Annotated in this window: 23 protein-coding genes and 1 other RNA gene; 5 read left to right on the forward strand and 19 right to left on the reverse strand. The window is 48.3% G+C overall.

All coding sequences use genetic code 11. From position 1 onward, the window contains the following. Positions 1–84 (forward strand): IS3 family transposase (locus KOM00_RS20995; protein ID WP_407931683.1); only part of this gene is annotated, 84 nt, incomplete at its 5' end. Between the two features lie 881 nt (positions 85–965). Here the strand turns inward: KOM00_RS20995 and KOM00_RS07290 are convergent. The 12 genes from KOM00_RS07290 to KOM00_RS07345 form a co-directional block, all read right to left on the reverse strand. Continuing rightward, positions 966–1,262 carry a repressor of yield of DENV family protein gene (locus KOM00_RS07290; protein ID WP_216498267.1) on the reverse strand — a complete coding sequence of 99 codons (297 nt, stop codon included), beginning with the start codon at positions 1,260–1,262 and terminating at the stop codon, positions 966–968. Positions 1,263–1,342: 80 nt separating this feature from the next. After that, a complete protein-coding gene (locus KOM00_RS07295) occupies positions 1,343–1,981 on the reverse strand; it encodes a hypothetical protein (protein WP_216498268.1) in 639 nt (212 codons plus the stop codon). Between the two features lie 173 nt (positions 1,982–2,154). Beyond that, positions 2,155–2,436, reverse strand: a complete 282-nt coding sequence (locus tag KOM00_RS07300; RefSeq protein ID WP_216498269.1) for a hypothetical protein — start codon at positions 2,434–2,436, stop codon at positions 2,155–2,157. Positions 2,437–2,528: 92 nt separating this feature from the next. Further along, positions 2,529–3,017: a DUF6714 family protein gene (locus tag KOM00_RS07305; RefSeq protein WP_216498270.1), complete on the reverse strand. Its 489-nt coding sequence runs from the start codon at positions 3,015–3,017 to the stop codon at positions 2,529–2,531. Positions 3,018–3,532: 515 nt separating this feature from the next. Then, positions 3,533–4,237, reverse strand: coding sequence for a hypothetical protein (locus tag KOM00_RS07310; RefSeq protein ID WP_216498271.1), 705 nt, complete (start codon positions 4,235–4,237; stop codon positions 3,533–3,535). A 93-nt stretch (positions 4,238–4,330) separates the two neighbouring features. Further along, positions 4,331–4,849 (reverse strand): hypothetical protein, encoded by a 519-nt coding sequence (locus tag KOM00_RS07315; RefSeq protein ID WP_216498272.1) that lies wholly within the window; start codon positions 4,847–4,849, stop codon positions 4,331–4,333. 85 nt (positions 4,850–4,934) lie between these two features. After that, entirely contained in the window at positions 4,935–5,504 is a 570-nt protein-coding gene (locus KOM00_RS07320) for a L,D-transpeptidase family protein (RefSeq protein WP_216498273.1), read from the reverse strand. Positions 5,505–5,573: 69 nt separating this feature from the next. Further along, entirely contained in the window at positions 5,574–5,996 is a 423-nt protein-coding gene (locus tag KOM00_RS07325) for a hypothetical protein (protein WP_216498274.1), read from the reverse strand. An 89-nt stretch (positions 5,997–6,085) separates the two neighbouring features. After that, complete coding sequence (locus KOM00_RS07330) at positions 6,086–6,406, reverse strand: hypothetical protein (protein ID WP_216498275.1); 321 nt, start codon at positions 6,404–6,406, stop codon at positions 6,086–6,088. A 116-nt stretch (positions 6,407–6,522) separates the two neighbouring features. Then, positions 6,523–6,783, reverse strand: a complete 261-nt coding sequence (locus tag KOM00_RS07335; protein ID WP_216498276.1) for a hypothetical protein — start codon at positions 6,781–6,783, stop codon at positions 6,523–6,525. Positions 6,784–7,139: 356 nt separating this feature from the next. Continuing rightward, entirely contained in the window at positions 7,140–8,333 is a 1,194-nt protein-coding gene (locus KOM00_RS07340; RefSeq protein ID WP_216498277.1) for a Shedu immune nuclease family protein, read from the reverse strand. Positions 8,334–8,427: 94 nt separating this feature from the next. Then, on the reverse strand, positions 8,428–9,027 hold the full coding sequence (locus KOM00_RS07345) for a hypothetical protein (RefSeq protein WP_216498278.1): 600 nt from the start codon (positions 9,025–9,027) through the stop codon (positions 8,428–8,430). Positions 9,028–9,514: 487 nt separating this feature from the next. Here KOM00_RS07345 and KOM00_RS07350 point away from each other — a divergent pair, with 487 nt between their 5' ends. Next, positions 9,515–10,747, forward strand: a complete 1,233-nt coding sequence (locus tag KOM00_RS07350) for an integron integrase (protein ID WP_328758157.1) — start codon at positions 9,515–9,517, stop codon at positions 10,745–10,747. A 583-nt stretch (positions 10,748–11,330) separates the two neighbouring features. Here the strand turns inward: KOM00_RS07350 and KOM00_RS07355 are convergent. From KOM00_RS07355 to KOM00_RS07370, 4 genes are all read right to left on the reverse strand, one after another. Then, on the reverse strand, positions 11,331–11,864 hold the full coding sequence (locus KOM00_RS07355; protein WP_216498279.1) for a hypothetical protein: 534 nt from the start codon (positions 11,862–11,864) through the stop codon (positions 11,331–11,333). After that, entirely contained in the window at positions 11,861–12,748 is an 888-nt protein-coding gene (locus KOM00_RS07360; protein ID WP_216498280.1) for a site-specific integrase, read from the reverse strand. The genes KOM00_RS07355 and KOM00_RS07360 overlap by 4 nt, the downstream gene beginning before the upstream one ends. A 538-nt stretch (positions 12,749–13,286) precedes the next feature. Continuing rightward, positions 13,287–14,300 (reverse strand): phage replisome organizer N-terminal domain-containing protein, encoded by a 1,014-nt coding sequence (locus tag KOM00_RS07365; RefSeq protein WP_216498281.1) that lies wholly within the window; start codon positions 14,298–14,300, stop codon positions 13,287–13,289. Further along, complete coding sequence (locus tag KOM00_RS07370) at positions 14,301–14,519, reverse strand: helix-turn-helix transcriptional regulator (protein ID WP_216498282.1); 219 nt, start codon at positions 14,517–14,519, stop codon at positions 14,301–14,303. It lies immediately after the preceding gene. Between the two features lie 532 nt (positions 14,520–15,051). Between KOM00_RS07370 and KOM00_RS07375 the strand changes: the two genes are divergently transcribed. From KOM00_RS07375 to KOM00_RS07385, 3 genes are all read left to right on the forward strand, one after another. After that, complete coding sequence (locus KOM00_RS07375; RefSeq protein WP_216498283.1) at positions 15,052–15,306, forward strand: hypothetical protein; 255 nt, start codon at positions 15,052–15,054, stop codon at positions 15,304–15,306. 329 nt (positions 15,307–15,635) lie between these two features. After that, positions 15,636–15,827, forward strand: coding sequence for a hypothetical protein (locus tag KOM00_RS07380; protein ID WP_216498284.1), 192 nt, complete (start codon positions 15,636–15,638; stop codon positions 15,825–15,827). Between the two features lie 158 nt (positions 15,828–15,985). Next, the gene (locus KOM00_RS07385) at positions 15,986–16,258 is read left to right on the forward strand and encodes a hypothetical protein (RefSeq protein ID WP_216498285.1); all 273 of its coding nucleotides are present in this window, start codon (positions 15,986–15,988) and stop codon (positions 16,256–16,258) included. Positions 16,259–16,359: 101 nt separating this feature from the next. Here the strand turns inward: KOM00_RS07385 and KOM00_RS07390 are convergent, their stop codons facing one another. The 3 genes from KOM00_RS07390 to smpB all read right to left on the reverse strand — a co-directional run bounded on the left by KOM00_RS07390 (position 16,360) and on the right by smpB (position 18,623). After that, positions 16,360–17,598, reverse strand: coding sequence for a tyrosine-type recombinase/integrase (locus KOM00_RS07390; protein WP_216498286.1), 1,239 nt, complete (start codon positions 17,596–17,598; stop codon positions 16,360–16,362). A gap of 180 nt (positions 17,599–17,778) precedes the next feature. Next, positions 17,779–18,129: a transfer-messenger RNA gene (ssrA, locus tag KOM00_RS07395) on the reverse strand. A gap of 20 nt (positions 18,130–18,149) precedes the next feature. Then, positions 18,150–18,623, reverse strand: a complete 474-nt coding sequence (gene smpB / locus KOM00_RS07400) for an SsrA-binding protein SmpB (RefSeq protein WP_199391107.1) — start codon at positions 18,621–18,623, stop codon at positions 18,150–18,152. Between the last annotated feature and the right edge of the window lie 128 nt (positions 18,624–18,751).

Here is an 18,751-nt window from a genome sequence, read left to right on the forward strand (position 1 = left end):
TACAATCGCAAGAGGCTACACTCTGCCATTGGCTATTGCTCCCCAGAAGAGTTCGAGCAGCAGGAGTTGAAGATGGCAGCATAAGGGTTTCTAACGTGTCCTCTATTGCGAAGATAGGCCAGACGTATTTCATGGGGGGGGGCCTCCACGCAGGGGGGATTAGGGGGATTTTATCTTGGTTTTGCGGGAAGGCAATTCCACCTTCGTTAAACGCCTGGCAAGGCCAGGCAACTACGGTGGACTATAGTCCGGAAAAGACTACGGGCGTAAAACCACGCCCGAAGGTAATGGAGTTGGAAACCAGCGGAGGCCCACCTTCGTTAAACGCCTGGCACGGCCAGGCAACTACGGTGGACTTTAGACAGAAAGACTACGGGCGTAACATCACGCCCGGGTGTAATAAAAGACTGCAAAAGGTGGAGGCCCACCTTCGTTAAACGCCTGGCACAGCCAGGTAACTACGGTGGACTATAGGCAGAAAGACGGCGGGCGTAACATCACGCCCGCGTGTAATAAAAGACTGCAAAAGGTCGGAGGCCCACCTTCGTTAAACGCCTGGCACGGCCAGGCAACTACGGTGGTCAACCTCCGCAAAAGACAAGGCTCCGGTCGGCTCGTTAGAGCCAACCGGAGCCTTGGCGGAGGTTGGTGGAGGTGGCGTCCATCCAAAAATATCTAAAAGTAATTGATTTTATTGGCTTTAAAAAATAGACACCCTATAAATACCCCTAAACAGACCCCAAAACGCAGACCAAATCTGCCGTGGCGAGGGACTTTAAGAAAGACATTAGCTCTCTTGTCTCACCTCTCTAACTACGACTGAGCCCGCACCAGACCGGATCTCCTGGATTATACCTGATCTACAGCAACGGGGGCGGCCTTGACCGACGGCGTCAGCCGTCCGCGTCTAAGGCCGTGGTTGACGTCATTTAAAGTCTCTGCCCACTGCCCCCCCTACAAGTAGATCAAACTTTCTCATGACAGCGGCTGCATCGTGCTTCAGCACCTGTCCAAAGAAAAAACTTAGGAAGTGGATTGTATGAAGGAAATAACTCGATCTCAAGTTTTTTGCCGCAATATTCACACCGCAAACTTCCAATAAAGAAAAATGAAACGACTAAGGCAATAATCGAGGCAAGTAAAATAAGCATGCAGGTGCCCAAACTTTCAAGCGAATATAGGCCTAAAGAAAACAACCCCATACTGATCACAAAACTAATTAACGCCATGGCCGATGTGAGCTGATTTTTTCGCATAGACATATCAACTCCGGGGTAATTGAGGTCCAACGTGGTCGAGGCGCAGCGGCGGAGCGAAGCGAAGACCGTCTGCCGCCGAGTGGTTAGGCGCTACGTTGAACAACCTTCAACTCCTCAAGTGCATCAACAATATTGGAGATGCTTTCGTCAACTTCATTTGAACCAGATTTATGTTCATAAAGGTAAACTATCATGTTGATTGTATTGGTTAAGCACCACTCTGCGTTTGAGAAACGGTACGCGGAAAACTTCCAATCAACACCAACTTGAATATCGGGCCTTGTACATGCATTTTTCAATTCTTGTGATGGGTGGACCGCCATATCCCTGTACTTAATAACCTGACTTATACATTTACTAAAATCATTCAAAACGTCGGGCTTCAGCTTGTGTGTGCGCCTGAGCATTTCAACAATTTGTTTGGCCCTGGAGGTCTTATTTTTCCGCCATGCTTCAATTTCTTGAGAACTGATCTTTGCGTAAGGTCGAAGGGTGTCATACAGTGCGTCAAGGCCAATACCACAAGAGACAAATACCTGCATGGATGGAGCAAGCTCCGCCATCAACAGCTCTTTTTGAAGCTCAGAGTTTTCATTCCACTTTTCAGATATGGACTCAGATGCTGATTTAGATTTCTCACCGTTATCATTTACTGAGATACTGAAGTCCCCAGGCAAAAACCCGACCTTCATCCCCTTAAATATTAAAACTCCATCCGCCACACAAACCCCCTTGGCTCTACTTTTAGTCACACGACTACGGGGGCGGCCTTGACCGGCGGCGCTAGCCGTCCGCGTCTAAGGTCGTTGTTGGGATCCTTTGCATTTCCTCTCAAAAGTAGTCATCCTGTTGATGGCCGTAATCTGCCATTACTCTGGAACGGGCATCAACTCGTCTAAACTACAGCTGTCACTATGAAACAAATGGCTGCAGTAACGAGATATACTGAAACCATTGAGTAGTAGCTAGTTGGATTGTTCTCCCTTGTATAGACTTTACCGCGCACATAAATCTGCTTTTTCACCAGTGGCTCTAGCCCCAACACAAGAGACAAGCTTCCGAAAGCTAAGATGACGTAGTGACCATCAACTCTCAAATAGGTCATGATTACAGCGGCAACAACTATCGTTGCTTCAGTAACATCCCATCCATTCGCAAATATTTTCTTGGGTTCCATACCACTGCGCCTCTGCGATTCTTTTGATCTTGTCCAACGGTGTGCCCGGTTGACCCGCCTTGGGCGGTGTCTAACCGGCTGGTTGGGAATCTTTACTCCCTGTCATATTTGAACCAAGTCTTTTCATAAGCGAGGGATGCCTGCCATGAGTCAACCCACTTTTCACCAACTTCTATGATCATAAACTTCAGGAAGTTGGCTATACCCTCTCTCTGGCTTTTCGTGAATATTTTCCATGCCTGTTCCAACTCTTCTGGCTCCTTCTGCAGAGCATAAATAGGAGCGTCAACCGAAGCAGAGGCACTAGATCGGTAGTTTTTAAGAGCAAAGATCATGTAGGCAGGCAAATTGAATCGCAGGCCTTTTGGGTCCATAAAGCAAAGCGCCGAATAATTTTCAGCTATCACTTCATCTGGAATAGTCTCCCAATTTTCCCTATAATCGTTATTTCTGGCTTGCTCTCTTTTCTTGTCGCTCACGCACCCGTCTATTGCGTCGCTCTCAAGAATGCCGATCCCATCCTCAAGTGTCACGCCTGCAAATGCAGCCCTGATTTGTTCTATAACCTCTGCAGAGTCCATCTCATACCTTACCAACGGCTGGCCGGTGACCGGCGCGGGTTTTAGCGACAGGTCCACTGGCCTTGTTGGGATCTATCGCTGGCAGTTATCCATTTCTGAATGCTTGGCCATATTGACTCGCCTCCCCAATCCAACAGTAATTTCACTAATTGGTTCAGCCTTTTAGATCCCCGGTCCACCATTTTCGCGAGCCGCCGGTAGATTTACCGACCGTATCACCGAGATCGGGCCTATATGGGCGCAGCAATAGCAGTCCAGAGGCAACGGCCAACACGAACGTCCCAGTGAGGATGGATGTAATGAAGTCTCCCCCTTCTGGGTGAAAACGAAAGAAGACGCCCCAAGAAATGAAGGCAATTCCTCCAATCGCCCACCAGATCCCAACGCATCTTATCAGGACGGCGAATCTGCGCCAGTGCCTTCGTGTGTATTCTTCGCTAAACATTTTTGATCCGTTAACTTTTCAATCCCCAACGAGGCTGCGGGGTAGTGGCGAAGCCCACTGCCCCCGCTGGTTAGACCAAAATTTTGGAATCAATGTTGTCTTCAGAGGCACACGGCGGCACGGGTTCACCGACGAAATGTGAAGGCGTGCCGTCCTTGTACTCGACTCGCGCCCAAAGGCCGGTTCGTTTCACATAAGCGAGAACATCGTCAGCTTTTGCCTCACCGGTTAGAAACCTACGGCGAAGCTCGGCAAATGCCGCATCCTTGAGAACCGGCCATCCGAGACTAGCAACTTGGGTTGAAAGCGACTGAGCGACATCAGTAAGTATGTAGAATGCAGCCTTTCGCATTTCTGGTACTGAGCATGACAACGGCCACGCGATGTGGCAGAACTCGCTGCATTCGTGCCAATACTTTGAAAGCTTACCTATCTTAGGAGTGTCGAGCGGTGTATCGATCTTCAAAGCGACGAGTACGACACGCATGAACTCGAAGTGCCCATCTATCTCTCGTTGGTGACCAGCGAGTTCGTAGATCCGGTGCTCGACCCGCTTGAAGGACTCTATGTCGCGTAAGTCATGCTCTTCGGGCTTTCGGTCGAGCAAGGTCGCCCAGTAGTGGACAGCAAGGCGCTCCACGGCAAGACGCAGTTCAAATGCGGCATACGAGATCGCCGCAGTGTTCTCGCCTTCAGCGCTGGATGATAGCCATGCCATGCCTTGGTGAATATGATGTTCCAACCCAGGTCTGTGCTGGATGCTTATGTCAGTCATCGAGTGTCCTTGGGTCTAACGGTGCGGGAGATCCCCTGACGGCATTTTGGTCAGGTGCATCTTCCTGGTTAACTACATCCGGTAAGATGTTTCTTAATCACGCGCCAAAACGGGAGATTGCCCCTTTTGAATTTCTGCTTTCCATCGGCTTAGTTTTCCATCATCCATTTTCCAAAACATTTTACATAGGTTTAAGTACTCAATTACAGTGCTTCTCTCGCCTCGTTTTAACAGTTTATTGGCTAACACCATATTAGGCCCAAAAGTGTTGAGTTGAGGAGAACCAGGTGTTTTGCCCGCTTTCAGTAAATACGATTTTGCTTCGTTTATATTTCCATTTTCGACTGCTATTAAACCGAGAACTATATTTGCATCATGAACTGCATTTCCGTAGTTATAGCCGCAAGGGCTTTTTGCAGCTGATTTAAACATTTCTTCTGCGTAAAATTCAGCTGAAATAAAGTCTTTGTGTTTCATTGCTCTATTGGCGGCAAATGGAAGATAGAACTCGTAACGCCCCCCACCCAAAACAAGCCAGTAACTTAATCCAAGAGAGCTGAGAAAAAATAACAATCCAAGCGATATCGCTATGCGTTTAATCCATCTTCGCATTATTTCTCCTAAAGCTAACGGGGTGTCCCCATGACCCGCCCGCCGGGCTTTTTCGGCGGTCGGCGTCCATGGGGCTGGTTGTACGTTACGGTTTTATTTCTACAGGAGTTCCGTTCGCCACCAATCCTCCGATTTCATCAATTTCCTGGTTAGTTACGGCAATGCAGCCCTTCGTCCAGTCTAACCATCTGTGAAATTTGCCAATCCAGCCCAATCCGTTCCTGATACCGTGGATCATGACGCTGCCGCCCGGTGGGACTCCTTGCTGCTTTGCACGCTGAATGTCTTGTGCATTTGGGTAAGAGATATGAAGGGCAAGGTGGTAACTGCTTTTTGTATTGCGGGTGTCGATGGTGTAAATGCCTTCAGGTGTTTTATTATCGCCTTCCTTTTCCTTTGCTCCCTCTGGGTTTCTTCCTAATGCCACTTTATATGTTTTTATGATTTCTCCGTTTGACGACAGGGTGAGAGTTCTCATTCTCTTCTCGATTAGGACCTTGTCGGCCTTTACCGCATTTACCGCTACGACTGGAGGGTGGCTTTCTCGATGCTTTGTCAAATAAGGAATGACTATTGCTGCGACGACACCAATAGCAGGCACTAAGGTCATCCATAACATTATCTTCGCTTCTTTTTTGAAAAATCCGTCTTTCATTTTTCCTCGTACAACGTCGTAGCGCTTGACCTGGCGGGCAGCTTTATCGCCCGATCATGGTCTGAGCGTCTAGTTGGCCATTTTCCTGTTAGCGATGGCACTTCCCCACCACGCAAATAGCATGCATCCTACTAGGAACGTAAGGTGTTCGATAATTGATATTGTCCCGACAAACCAGTTGAACTGCTCAATCACATTCGGGAAGTTGTAAAGATTAAGCCCCGTCCCGACCACTCCAAGTGCCCCACCGACAATAAATGGCCTTTCTTTTGTCAGGTATCCTAGCGGCCACGCAAGAACGAACGCAATAATGACCGAACCCGTTGCCGCTCCTGCTGACAACCATGCTCCACAAACCAGTTTTGTTCGGGGGAGACTCGACGTGAATGGAATATATAGCGTTGCCCAAAGACCTTGAATTAGCGGATAAACCCATGTAGACAGGATGGTGAAACCAATCAGAATGACAATGATTTTTGTGGATTTATTCATCTTGTTTTATTTTCTTCTTTGTCTGGCCAACGGGTTAGCGCTTGACCTGACGGGCGGTCTTATCGCCCAGTCATGGTCTGAGCGCCTGGTTATGCCTTGTCTCCTAGCTCCTCAGTATCAATCCATTTATTCATAAGACCTTGGTAGGAACGTTCCACTCTTGCTTTCGCCTCCTCAACAGTACGGAATCCTCCTTGTACGCCCAATGAATTCCATTCACTGTCACAATGCTCGACCAATATTTCTGTTTCATCCGGGAGTTTGCAGATTGCAAGCCGTGGGACTGGTCCGAGCAACTTGCCGTTAACAAAAAAACAACCACGTTCAACATACTCGATTGAATCGTCGACTTCGGCATATGCAAGGACACTTGCGCCCCACAAAACTCGGGGTGAATTAGTTTGATCCATCTTTAATTCCCATCTCGTTTCCGTTTAGATTCTCTGGCATAACGAGTCAGCGCTTGACCTGACGGGCAGCCTTAGCGCCCGGTCGCGGTCTGAGCGCCTGGTTATGCGTCCCTCTTTTATTTGTAAATTCGTTTCGCAATACCGAAATACCCGATGAGTGCGAGGATAAAAGACAGCACAAAAACTAAGACTTTGTTCGTCAAGCCGAGCGTCAAACCGATTGAGATAATGCCGACTATTCCAAAAAAAAGAGTAACACTGACCCGTTTGGCCTCCTTCTTGGAGATTGTTGCTCCTCGAAAGACTACCTTGTAGTCATCTTCATCTTTATTCATCATTCTTCTCGCATAACGTAGTGGGCGGTGAGCACGTTTCACTGCTCCACCGTCCTGGTTGAAACTGTCTTGTATGCTGTCGGCAGGTGGTGATGTAGCCCATGAAGGCTCATTTACGCTTACACCTGGTGCACTAATTCCTATCGATTGTTTATGTAGATAATCGTGGCTATCACTGCAGCTACGAGAAATACGAGAGCTAAGGCATTACGGGCGTCATTTTCTTTGTTAAATTCGCTTCTAAATGATGAAGGACGGCCACGTAAAATCCATAGACAAAAAACACCGGTTACCAAAATCAATCCCAATATTATTTTTGTTATGGCTTTTTCCATTTTTCCTGTTTCAACGGGGCTGAGGCTGACCCCCGACCGTAGGGAGAGGGGTCGTGCCGATGGTTAGGTGGCTTTGGTTGTTTGTGCTGTTGCAGAAGTGCGTTGTAAGCTAAATAACTGTGCAAGTATTTCTACCTTCCGAAAGAGTTCGTCGTAGGTAACAATTTCCACTTCGCATGATGCGCGAAACAGTTCGAATGATCGCCTTTTTTCCGGGGTATTCAACTCAGCATGTGCGTTGCCAATTATCAGGACGCATTTTGGGGCGAATGCCTGAAGAGTTACAGCAGATCCATCTGTTACAGATTGAAGATTACGAATAAGCTCAGTGCGATAGGTTAACACCTGCACAACTGCACCTGTTAGTTCTGCTGATGGCGCGAAAACACCAGCTCGGTACCGACTACCTAGCAGCCTGCTTAAAGGTGTTTTTATTTCGACAAGAAGTGACTCGCGGGATGACTCAGCTGAGAATAAATAATCAACGAACTTTGCCTCGCTACGATCAACTCTCATTCCTCCGACATATGCTTTTTCCCCTACGAATACTACTGGAACAGCGAAAACCTGTGACAGAACATAAGAATGCTCGCTAAGAGTGAGTTGCCAAAACTCTTCATCTCCTTGTTTTTGATTTGAGTCCCAAATCTGAAGTACGTTGATAACACGCTTTGCAGAGTGCCCCATCCAAACAACCTCTTCAAGATGCTGTTTATAGATGAGCATAGCGCGGCATCTTTCCGCACATGCCGTTGCCCAACTTGCTTTCTCTGCATCATTAGATTCACGAGCATCACGTGCGACTGCCAGAAAGTGTCCCGACAACATTGCCCAGAATTCAGGACGATGCTTTTGCCCAAGAAGTATCTCTAAGATTTTTTCAATATGATCTGGATTATTGATGTCAAGAGGCTGAATTAGCTCCGATGAGTTAACAATAGTATCAATTTGAGCCTCAAGTGCAGTAATATCGACTAAAAAGGTTTCTTCTTTGTCAGGTAGTCCGTCTATAAATATTTGCGAAGCAAACCACTCCAACCCTGCAGTAGAAAAGTTAGCAGAGCTTTTTAGTGGATTGAGTGAAAGCTTTATGTACCCCTCAGGAATAATGAAAGTGTCACCGGCTGATATTTTAATACCTTTACCATGTTCCCCTGGTTCAACAATATGCATTTCCCTACCACATGCCGTACACTTCCTGATGACATGTGGCACGTCTAAACGTTCTTGTACATCACGGCAGACTTCACAGGCCATATCTGTATCCTTAAAATGATTATTTTCACCTAACGTGGGAAAGCACAGCAGTGGAGCGAAGCGGAGACTGCTGCTGCACGTTGTTGGGCGTTGTTTAAAGTTGATATACGAAGCTCAGATACAAAAATGACACGATCACTAGTACTCCGTATTCGATGCTTTTTATCTGAGTAAGAGTTGATTTAACGGTCATTTTATCAGTTTCGGGAAGAACCGTTTGGAAGAACCTCGCAGCTAAAAACGTGGACAATGCGAATGTCGGCAGTAAAAACACCATGATCACTAGAACGTTCAACCATCGATATGCTTCGTCTTGTATTAAGACTACTGATCCAATTGTAAGGCTGAAAATCACGTCTAAGGCTGATGCTGGATTTCGAATTATTGTAAATATTCCTGTGGTTTTGAAATGCATTGCTTCTATAACAAGGTGTCGCACGTAAGTATGAAGCCAACTTTCCAAGACCATGAATACAACCGCAAGCAGGTGGACTGAAATACCAACCTTCAAGACCTTAAATTTCTTTTCAGCAAAATTTCTGGAAAGGTAAACAACTTCACATACAACCAATGGCACGAGAATAATGAGGTATGAGGGAAATGTAACAGTGACAGTTGGAGCATCCATAAAGGCTAATGCGGTTCGTGGAGCAAACATTAATGCTGCCAATATGATAATCGGCCTTATCTTCATTCGTGTCCTTGCCCAACGGGTCAGCGCTTGACCTGACGGGCAGCCTTAGCGCCCGGTCGCGGTCTGAGCGCCTGGTTATGCGTCCCTCTATTATTTGTAAATTCGTTTCGCAATACCGAAATACCCGATGAGTGCGAGGACAAAAGACAGCACAAAAACTAAGACTTTGTTCGTCAAGCCGAGCGTCAAACCGATTGAGATAATGCCGACTATTCCAAAAAAAAGAGTAACACTGACCCGTTTGGCCTCCTTCTTGGAGATTGTTGCTCCTCGAAAGACTACCTTGTAGTCATCTTCATCTTTATTCATCATTCTTCTCGCATAACTAGGGGATATACCGCATCGCTTTTAATCTTTTATTTATTCTGTTTCTACCCAAATTTTTCAAAATCACCCTACCACAGCGACATATTATGTCACAGTGGTGCAATATATTGGCCTCAAATGGGGGGGATATACCGCAACTGCATAAAAAAGGGGGATTTTTATGTTTGCACGATTTGAACAATTTCTAATCAGCAATGGAACAGTCCAGCAAAAACAAATTCCTTATTACGTTAAGTGGGTTACAAATTGCTACGCCGCTTGCAAGTGTCCCACTGACAAAACCCTCTCGGCCGAGCAGAAAAAACAGTTTCTTGATATGTTGGAAAACACTCGTGAAGATTGGCAGGTCAAGCAAGCTGAACAGGCATTACGGTTATACACGTATTTTGTTTCGCGATACGGTCAACGCCCTGCGCCGACAAGTGACGAAGGAAAGGAATGGAATCGAGTCACCGAAAAAATGATTAAGGTTTTGAGGCTCAAGCACTTATCACTGAACACTGAGAAAACTTATACTGGATGGAGCAGGCAATTTCAAGGATTTCTTAATGGTAAGGCTCCTGATGATCTCTCGACCGACGATATCCGAGGCTTTCTCTCGTATCTGGCGGTCGAAAAAAAAATTGCCGCATCAACTCAGAATCAGGCTTTGAATGCCCTCCTGTTTTTATATCGACACGGCCTGGGGAAACAAGTAGCAGACCTGGATGCTGTCAGGGCCAGAAAGAAACGGAGGCTCCCTGTTGTGTTTTCCCCAGACGAAGTCTGTCAGGTTTTCGATCACATGAACGGTACAATGCGGTTAATGGCCATGCTAACGTATGGCGGAGGTTTGCGGCTTACGGAGTGCCTCAGCCTTAGGGTCCAAGACATAGATATTCATCGAGGAACCATAACAGTCAGATCGGGTAAAGGCGACAAGGACAGGACTACACTCCTTCCGGATGTGTTGAAAGACGACTTAGCGGCACATTTAACTAGAATTCGGAAGGTTTACGATCAGGATCGATCTCAAAATGTGCCAGGGGTATATCTGCCGAATGCTCTCGAAAGAAAATACCTTAACGCTGACAAGGAATGGAAATGGTTCTGGCTCTTCCCGGCGCCAAGCTTAGCTGTTGACCCTCGCCTACTGATCGTCAGGAGGCATTTTCTCCATCCATCAATCTTCCAAAAAGCCTTTAAACAAGCAGTTACCAAAACTGGCATAAGTAAGCGGGCAACGGTACATACCCTTCGCCACAGTTTTGCTACGCATCTACTGGAAAACGGCTACGACATCAGAACCATTCAGCAGCTGCTCGGGCATAATGACATCAAAACAACAATGATCTATACCCATGTCACCAGCAAGACATTCCTTGGTGTGCGCAGTCCCCTTGATAGAACTTGAGATGGATGCAGGGTGACGCGAGAACTCTCGGTGAACGGCTTACATTTTCTGATGCGGGAGTACTGGCTGCGCCGATCGGACACCGTCGCGAGCCCTTCAGATAAATCACAAAATATGGTTTACAATAATAACGTAGACAGAACCTACCATCAATCATGCAATATGGTTTTGTACGTCTTTTCCAACTAGGCTGCCCGTAACGCTATACATCACAAATTCTGAATACCCAAAAAAAAAACTCCTCTCAGCGCCAAAGGCGCTGAGAGGAGTTTTAGAAGATAGTTACGAAAGAGGTCCTTCTGAGACTACGGCCGCGTCGCTTTAGATTGCTACGGTCAGCTTGCTGCCGTGGCCGATGGTCTCAATTTAGACCACCGCGGGAAGCTCCTTCCCGATTCGCCCCCTGATTATCCAGCGTGGGACTGTTCGCCGCTGCTACCCTTTGCAACACGTGCCGGTTTGGATAGAACCATAGGCAGATTTACACTTGCGTCGGCTCTGCAGGGCCAATCCGTGTGTCAAAAAGACAAAGCGTCACGGTACGCAAATAATGGTCCTATTCTGCCTATTTATGGGTACAATGTCAAACAGAAATTTCTGATTCATCTTCCGTTTTTTCTATTTGCATGTTGCGTTTAAGCCGTTTTAGCTTTTCCTGCAGACCTATTTTGTCCTTCTCGCAGTTTTTCAATCGCATAGACAACTCTTCATAGTCCTTATGATCAGATCTAAGAGAAATAAGGGCTTCCATCTCTTCTGCTATTGCCTTTCGTTCCGTTTTGATATTATCGCGTTCCTTTCGATTAAGTTTATTTCCCTCATCGATACTACGGCCAAGACCTGAATAAAATTCACTCATTGCACTTGCATCATTCATGATATCATTACTAGTTTGGACCGCAAAACGGGCCCAATCCTCGGCAACCCTAACTCTTTTGGCTGATTTTCCCTCTGACATAACGTACCCTAGACACCACGCTGCTTCAATGAAAGTTAGGTAAAAAGGTGTAGTTGTCGTCAAGACATTACTGCCATACGCAGGTAGAATGATCCACTTTAACCAGATAAGGGACACAAAGGCTAATACAGTCAGGATAACAAAATGTTTGTTGTTCATCTCAGGTATGCCTCCGTCGTTTTTTTTTCAAAATGCCCTACCTCTTGGGCCGTTATAGCCTTCGCCTTGTCATAGGGCATCCCACCTCGCTGCAACTCATCCATTCTCTCCTGGGCATAGCTATGCCTTAAGCCATGAGCCCCATTGGAAAATCCAAGGGCCCGAGTGCTGGCTGCGGAAAAGCTCTGGCTCCACGTCCTGCCGCCTCCGATGTTGTAGAACTGCGAGTATCTCACCACCCGGTCAACAATCTGGTTAGGTACGGCAAGGCGTTTTGATTCCAGTTCCACCGCGAGTGCTTTATCCAAGAGGACTTCACGGATGAGTCCCCCCTTGCCTTCAACGGTATATCTGACCCCGTCTCTACCTAAAAAGCGCCTTGTACTCCATTCTCTGTGACTTGAGGGGGCTCGTTCCTCCTCTCGTCGAATGGTCAATAACTCATGGGCCCTGAGCCCTGCACTATAAGCGATCTTAGTTGCCAAACTGTTCCTCTCTGACTGTGAAGCAGCGATTCGTTGAACTTGTGCTGGCGTGTAACTGCGGGTAGAGAGGATGGTAACCCTCGCGCTCTTCACCACATCTAAGCGTTCCCCCAGATGCATTTGGATGGCTTGCCGGTCCAAGTCTAATGTCTTCTGTGACACGGCTTCTGCCCTTTCAGCGAGATAGCGGATCGCCGTTTCTCGCGTGGCGTCCCCAAGGCTCCCAAACCGGTTCTTCTGGATGTAGTTAGCGAATCCCTTGAGAGCCTGTTGATATCCTCTCGCGGTTCCTACACTGTGGATCTTTCCGTCATCCCTGTGATCGTGGCGTCCAGTTCCAAGAGCCACCTTGTTTGAAACCGCGTGCTCTGCTTGTGATTTAACTGATCGAAATCTCATGCGCCCTCCGATCCGCACAACTCCGCTCGACGTATCGTATCTGCCCGCCCCAGTTCTGGAAGCGTTTTCAGGAAACGATCTATGGAACTGCGATGCACTTTAAGTCGGTGGCATAATCGTAGCCACTCTGCCAAGTCAGCGCATGATGCCCCAGCTTCCCGCATAGCAATCAGTTCCGAGCGGTATTTAGCTAGGCAACTCTTGCGATACCTCTTGCGGCGTAATTCCGCACGAAAAGCTATCACCCGTCTCAACTCACCTGGAGCATCAAATGTCTCATCGATCCTGCTCATTGCTCTGTCCTCCGTATTTTGTCGCGTCAATCTGCCAAAAAGGTCGCCTGTGCTGATTCCGCGCTATGTCGGCGAAGGCTGACATAGCGCGGAAACTTAGGGGGGGCACGGAGAGCCACGTTCTCTTGCACCTGTGCAACGGATTCGAAGGGACAATACGGCATATGACCTTTGGTCCCCCCCTCAGTTTTCGAATTCGCGCGACAGCGCGAATTTGCGTGCGGGGCGAAGCCCCGCCGCCGGTTTCACTCATTCAGACACGAGGAAATATCAGCACCTCCTACACGGTCCTGTTGCGACCGCAAGGCGTCCTCCCATGCAAGAAACTTAGCCGTTTCCACGCACGAGGTCGTCAGGGAAGATGCCAACGCCGAAGGTAACTCACTTCGAGCAGAGGTTTCGTACCTTTGCCGGTCCTCCTTCGGCAGGGATTCCCAAAAAGCATTGCGAGCTGCCGTTTCTGCACGCTCCTTGCTACGCAATTCCTCCAGCTCCGCTTCCTGTGCAGCGTTCTCTCGTTCGCGGGCCTGGATGGCTGCATTTCGAGTCTCAAACGCCACGTACCAACCTGGAAGAATGAGATCAACGCAAAAAGATCTGAGATACCCAGCAGGATTGCCGACATCTCCTTTGCGTCGCCTCCAGGTCTCCGCAGCAACGTCTGCAGCTTCAACAAGACGTTGTTCTCCGTAGGTCTTGCAAAAAGACGTCAACTCCGAATCAAGGATTTTGAGAAACGGAGTGCCAGCGAACAACACACGCAGGTGTTCTTGTGTTGTATCCTCAAGTCTGTGCTCTTCTTTGTTCTCCAGTGTGACGTCACGTGACAGCGATGGACAACTGTCACGTGACGCGGTTGTGAGACTCGGCAAGAAAATTTTTTCGCGTTCGCTGTCCCTTTGGCGTTGCTTACGCTTTCGATCAGATTCCCGCCTGGCCCCTAGCTTGTCCTCGCTCTGGTACTTGGCCCAGTTCTTTATGAACACGGCCCCCTCGTCCTGGTCGATCATCCCTAGCACTGAGAATGTCTCAAGCCCCTTCTGAACGATTCGCAGCGGCATGTTAGCCACCACTCCTATTGTTTCAGGGGTGTAGGGCATTGTGTCAGATATCATCAAGTAGCCTCCGTGGTTTGATTTACCTGCTTCTGCTAATAACACTATCCATAGAAGCGCTAGGCTGTCCCCTTTCTGACCTTTCCGAATCATTTCGATTTTTCGATGATGAATCAGATTACAACTGACTTTAAACCACTCCATTTATCTACCCTCGTAAGCTTCAGTCTGTGCAGATCCGGTTTCGATTAAGCTCCTAATCTCCTCTGCGCGATATACAGCAATCCTTTTACCCAACTTCACTGGCTTTGGGTAAATCCCAGACTTGACTCCGCTATACCAATGGCTGCGTGAGACACTTAGTAGAGCTAAAACTGTTGACAGCCGTACGAACCCTGTTTGAGGTAATGTGATTTGTGCCATAGTAGCCTCCCGACGTCGTTTTAAGCCTCATTGCTGTGTTAGATAATGTACGTTATGAACCTGATAGACACTGTAATGGACTAAATTTGCAAAATCAACACCAATAAAAAACTATTTTACAGTATAAAATATTAAATTTATGAGCTTTTATATAATTAATGTTGTTTGTACTGTTTTGCACACTGTCGAACCTCGACCGTGTACTATTTTATTCAATTTAAATATTGAATTCATAGCAAAGTTGTTGACTGTATGTTTTTTGTGTAATAATCTCAAATCAGGTTAAAAATTGCAGAATAGGTGATTTAAATGCAATCTGAGTCAAAAGTCATAGCTGAACAGTGCATAGAAATTATCAAACGACGCCTACCACTCACGGCGAGCGAGGACAGACTCCTTGGCAAGATCGTTACGGATATTCGGCTGCACTTCGAACTGGAGAATGAGAGGAGCCGATCCGTTTCGGTGACAGCTGAAGATGGGCCAGTGGAATGGTTTTGGTAGGGTTAAGACATGCGAGAGGAGGGGGGGGATGGAAAACCTTATTCCAGAAGACATGAAAGAGCCAAAGTGGATGATGCCGGTCTGCATCCTAACGTTCACCATTGGCATTTTCCTTTTGACAGTGCTCAGTACCGAACTTGTACCAGAGATGAGGGGACGTGCCGCCTCCCGTGGTCTGACTCAGTTCCTAGCTGCGATAGCGATTCTCAATGTTGCCAGTCCTATTGCTGTCCTGTATTACTATTGTGCTCAACAGGATAGCAGCGGAACGCCTCGAGCTTAGATTCAAGCGGCAAATCAAAAAGCAGATGGGTTTCTCAAAATGGGATACGAGTACCGTAGGTACCGAGGGGGAATTATGGCAGGCATTGTTACAGTGGCGACTTTAGAAGCAGCTATAGCGTTTGCACTACTGCCATGGTTACCTAAAACCTTACATGGCTTTGATGCTCTTGCTGTCTCAGGGATTTACATGGGGGTGTTCCTTAGCACCGTCGCCCTTTTGGACTACCGGAGTCGGAAACGGGATAGAGCCAATAAACTTGTGCTTAATTCTCAGAAAGGGAATTGGTTTTAGAGAGAGCACCAGCTAAGGGGCAAGAAGGGGCGAATATGAAGAGAATCACAGCTGGCGTGGCCATATTGGCCATCGACATTTTCATCGTACTAGTGGCTATGAGGCTGCTACCTACAAGCATTTCTGGAATTGATGTGGTATTGGTTGTAGGCGGATTAAGCTCTTTGGGAGGCGTCTCCCTGTTGGCCTGGTATTACCTCTCGACTTGGAGCGGCAGGAGTGGATGAACCCGAACGCAACCCGTAGTATCGCTGCCATACGATCATTCGCAGTTGGAGGTTTCTGGTAAGCAATGTGTAGTCCCCCTTGCCGTGTTCACGCAGAACAGCAGCACAACTCGAATTTAGATACAGGCCCAATGGGGAGTCACGCTGTGGAGGGTCAAATGAAAAAGCAAGATGACAATTACCTGGTTTTCCTTGTCAGCCTCTGCCTCGTAGTTGCATTCCTGGTTTTTGCAGCCGGTTTCATCCTATATCAGATTGGTTGGAGCGGAGTTGCTGCGTTCGGCATATTTGGGATGTTTTTCCTCCCACTGCTCATTGCCCCCGACTTAAAGTCCTCCCGAAAGTCCTCCCGATGCAGGCCGATGGGCGACAACTACTTTCTCGACCCGATATACAAGGGTTGGTTAGGGAACGTCTTCACCAAAAAATAAGTCCTTCTTCGCCGTGTGGCTTTGATCAGCGCAATCTCAGACTCCAGATAATAGCCAAACCATACTTGGCAGCGCACTCTATTGGCTTAGAGTGCGGGCAATTATTCTTGCCCTCGTTGTTTCAGTGGGATCTCCCTGGCCCCGGCCACCAGGTCATCTAGGTAATCAGCCCACACTTGCATCATCTTCCTGCGTTCCGCCAGATGGGCTGTACGATTATAGGCCCTGCCATTGGGGTCTTTAACGGCATGGGCGAGTTGGTGCTCGATGTAGTCGGGGCGGATGTTCAGAACCTCATCGAGTATGGTTCTGGCCGTCGCACGGAAACCGTGTCCAGTCATTGTATCTTTGTCAAAGCCCATCCGCCGCAGCGCGGCGTTGACCGCATTATTGCTCATCGGCCTCGCCACCGACCGCGCACATGGGAAGAGGTAGCGCCCTCTACCGCTGAAACTGTGCAACTCCTTGAGAATCTCTAGCGCTTGAGACGACAGCGGAACCGTGTGGGCCGCTTTCATTTTCATTCTCTCTGCGGGGATCGTCCATAGTGCCTCATCAAAGTTCACCTCTGACCATTCTGCCTGCCGTAATTCCCCAGGGCGAACAAAGAAAAGCGGGGCCAAACGAAGGGCGCATCTAACGACGAAGCCTCCTTCGTATTCCTGGATCGCACGGATTAGGTGCGCGACCTCCTTGGGATCAGTAATAGAGGCATGATGCTTTTCGGGTGGGGGAGGAAGAGCTCCCTTCAAATCGGCGGCCACGTCCCGCGTTGCCCGTCCAGTTGCGACCGCATATCTAAAGACTTGTCCACAGATGGTTTTTATGCGGTGTGCGGTCTCAAGCGCACCGCGTGATTCTACTCGACGTAAGACGGCTAGGACATCAGGCGGCTCAATTTCACTAATCGGCCGATCACCAAGCCACGGGAAAACGTCACGCTCCAGGCGTTTAAGGATCGTGTCTGCGTGACCGACTGTCCATGTATTCAAGAAGCGCGTATGCCACTCCCTCGCTACGATCTCGAAAGCATTTTCGGAAGCAGCCACCTGGGCGGCCTTGAGAGCCTTCTTCATTCCTGAAGGGTCGATTCCCGCTGCTACCTGTTTACGTGCTGCAGCGAGCTTCTCTCTTGCGTCAGCCAACGACACCTCAGGATAAGAGCCGAAAGCCAGCAGTTTTTCTTTACCTCCGAACTGATACTTGAAGCGCCACAACTTTCCACCCGATGGGGTGATAAGCAAAAACAATCCCTTTCCGTCGAACAGCTTCGCTTCCTTTGCCTGGGGCTTTGCCTTCCTTACCTGCTGTTCCGAAAGGGGGAGTATCCTTTTGGGCATAATCACTTACCTCTGCTTGGGGGTATCGAGTTTGCCTTTGGGGTAGATCACTACACTGCGTACCCCTAAAAAGAGTGGATCTCAGGATACAACAGTAAATCTCCGAGGACAATTGAAAAAGAAAAAGCCCTAGAATGTCTAGGGCTTTTACACTTCTCCGGTCCTTGGAGGACCTTCAATTGGTGGAGGTGGCGGGAATCGAACCCGCGTCCGAGAATCGTACACATAAGGCGTCTACATGCTTATACCTGTTTTTACTTTAGCCGCTCGGGACTCCACAGGCCGGGATTCCCGATTGCCGATTCCGCTAAATTTCGCCGCAGGGCCACGGACTCTCCCTGAAACTATCCCACTGAATGACGTTCTATCCTCCCACGTGGGAGATGGCAGGTAGAACGTTAGCAGGTTATTAAGCTGCTAAAGCGTAATCGTAATTGTCGGCGCTTAATGCGTCCCGGATTGTTTAACGAGCCACCCGGACCTCGGCATGCAACCTTAGCTTCTTACCCCCGTCGAAACCTTTACACCCCCGTAAAACCTAAAATTTTAACTTAGTCCCTGTCCCTGGATCCTCGGTTTCTTTCTTTCAGCGCGACCACGACGTCGCGCCGCATGTCCTTCTCCTTCATGACTTCACGCTTGTCGTAGTTCTTCTTGCCCTTCGCCAGACCCAACTCGGTCTTTACTTTGCCATCTTTGAAATAAACCCTGAGCGGAATCAGCGTGTAGCCCTGCTCCCGGATCTTGGAAAAGAGCTTGACGATCTCTTTCTTGTGCAACAACAGCTTCCGCATACGGTCCGGATCGTGATTCTCACGGTTGCCGAAATCGTACGGGTTGATGTGGAAGTTGTGCAAAAAGGCTTCGCCGTTCTTCACCATGGCAAAGGAGTCGTTCAGGTTGGCCTTGCCGTTGCGCAGAGACTTAACTTCGGTCCCCTGCAACACCATGCCCGCCTCGTAACGCTCTTCGATGAAGTAATCATGGAAGGCCTTCTTGTTGTTGCAAATCAGCTTCTCACCCATAAGGGGACATCATATCAGATTACCCCGCAAATGGACAGGGGGAAAAACCGGTACAAAATCCGGGCGAGACACCCCCCTCCGGACCACGGCTTAGTGACAACAAGCAGACGTGAAGGTGAAGAATCCTA

This window comes from Geomonas diazotrophica, assembly GCF_018919385.1.
In the GTDB taxonomy this organism is placed as follows: domain Bacteria; phylum Desulfobacterota; class Desulfuromonadia; order Geobacterales; family Geobacteraceae; genus Geomonas; species Geomonas diazotrophica.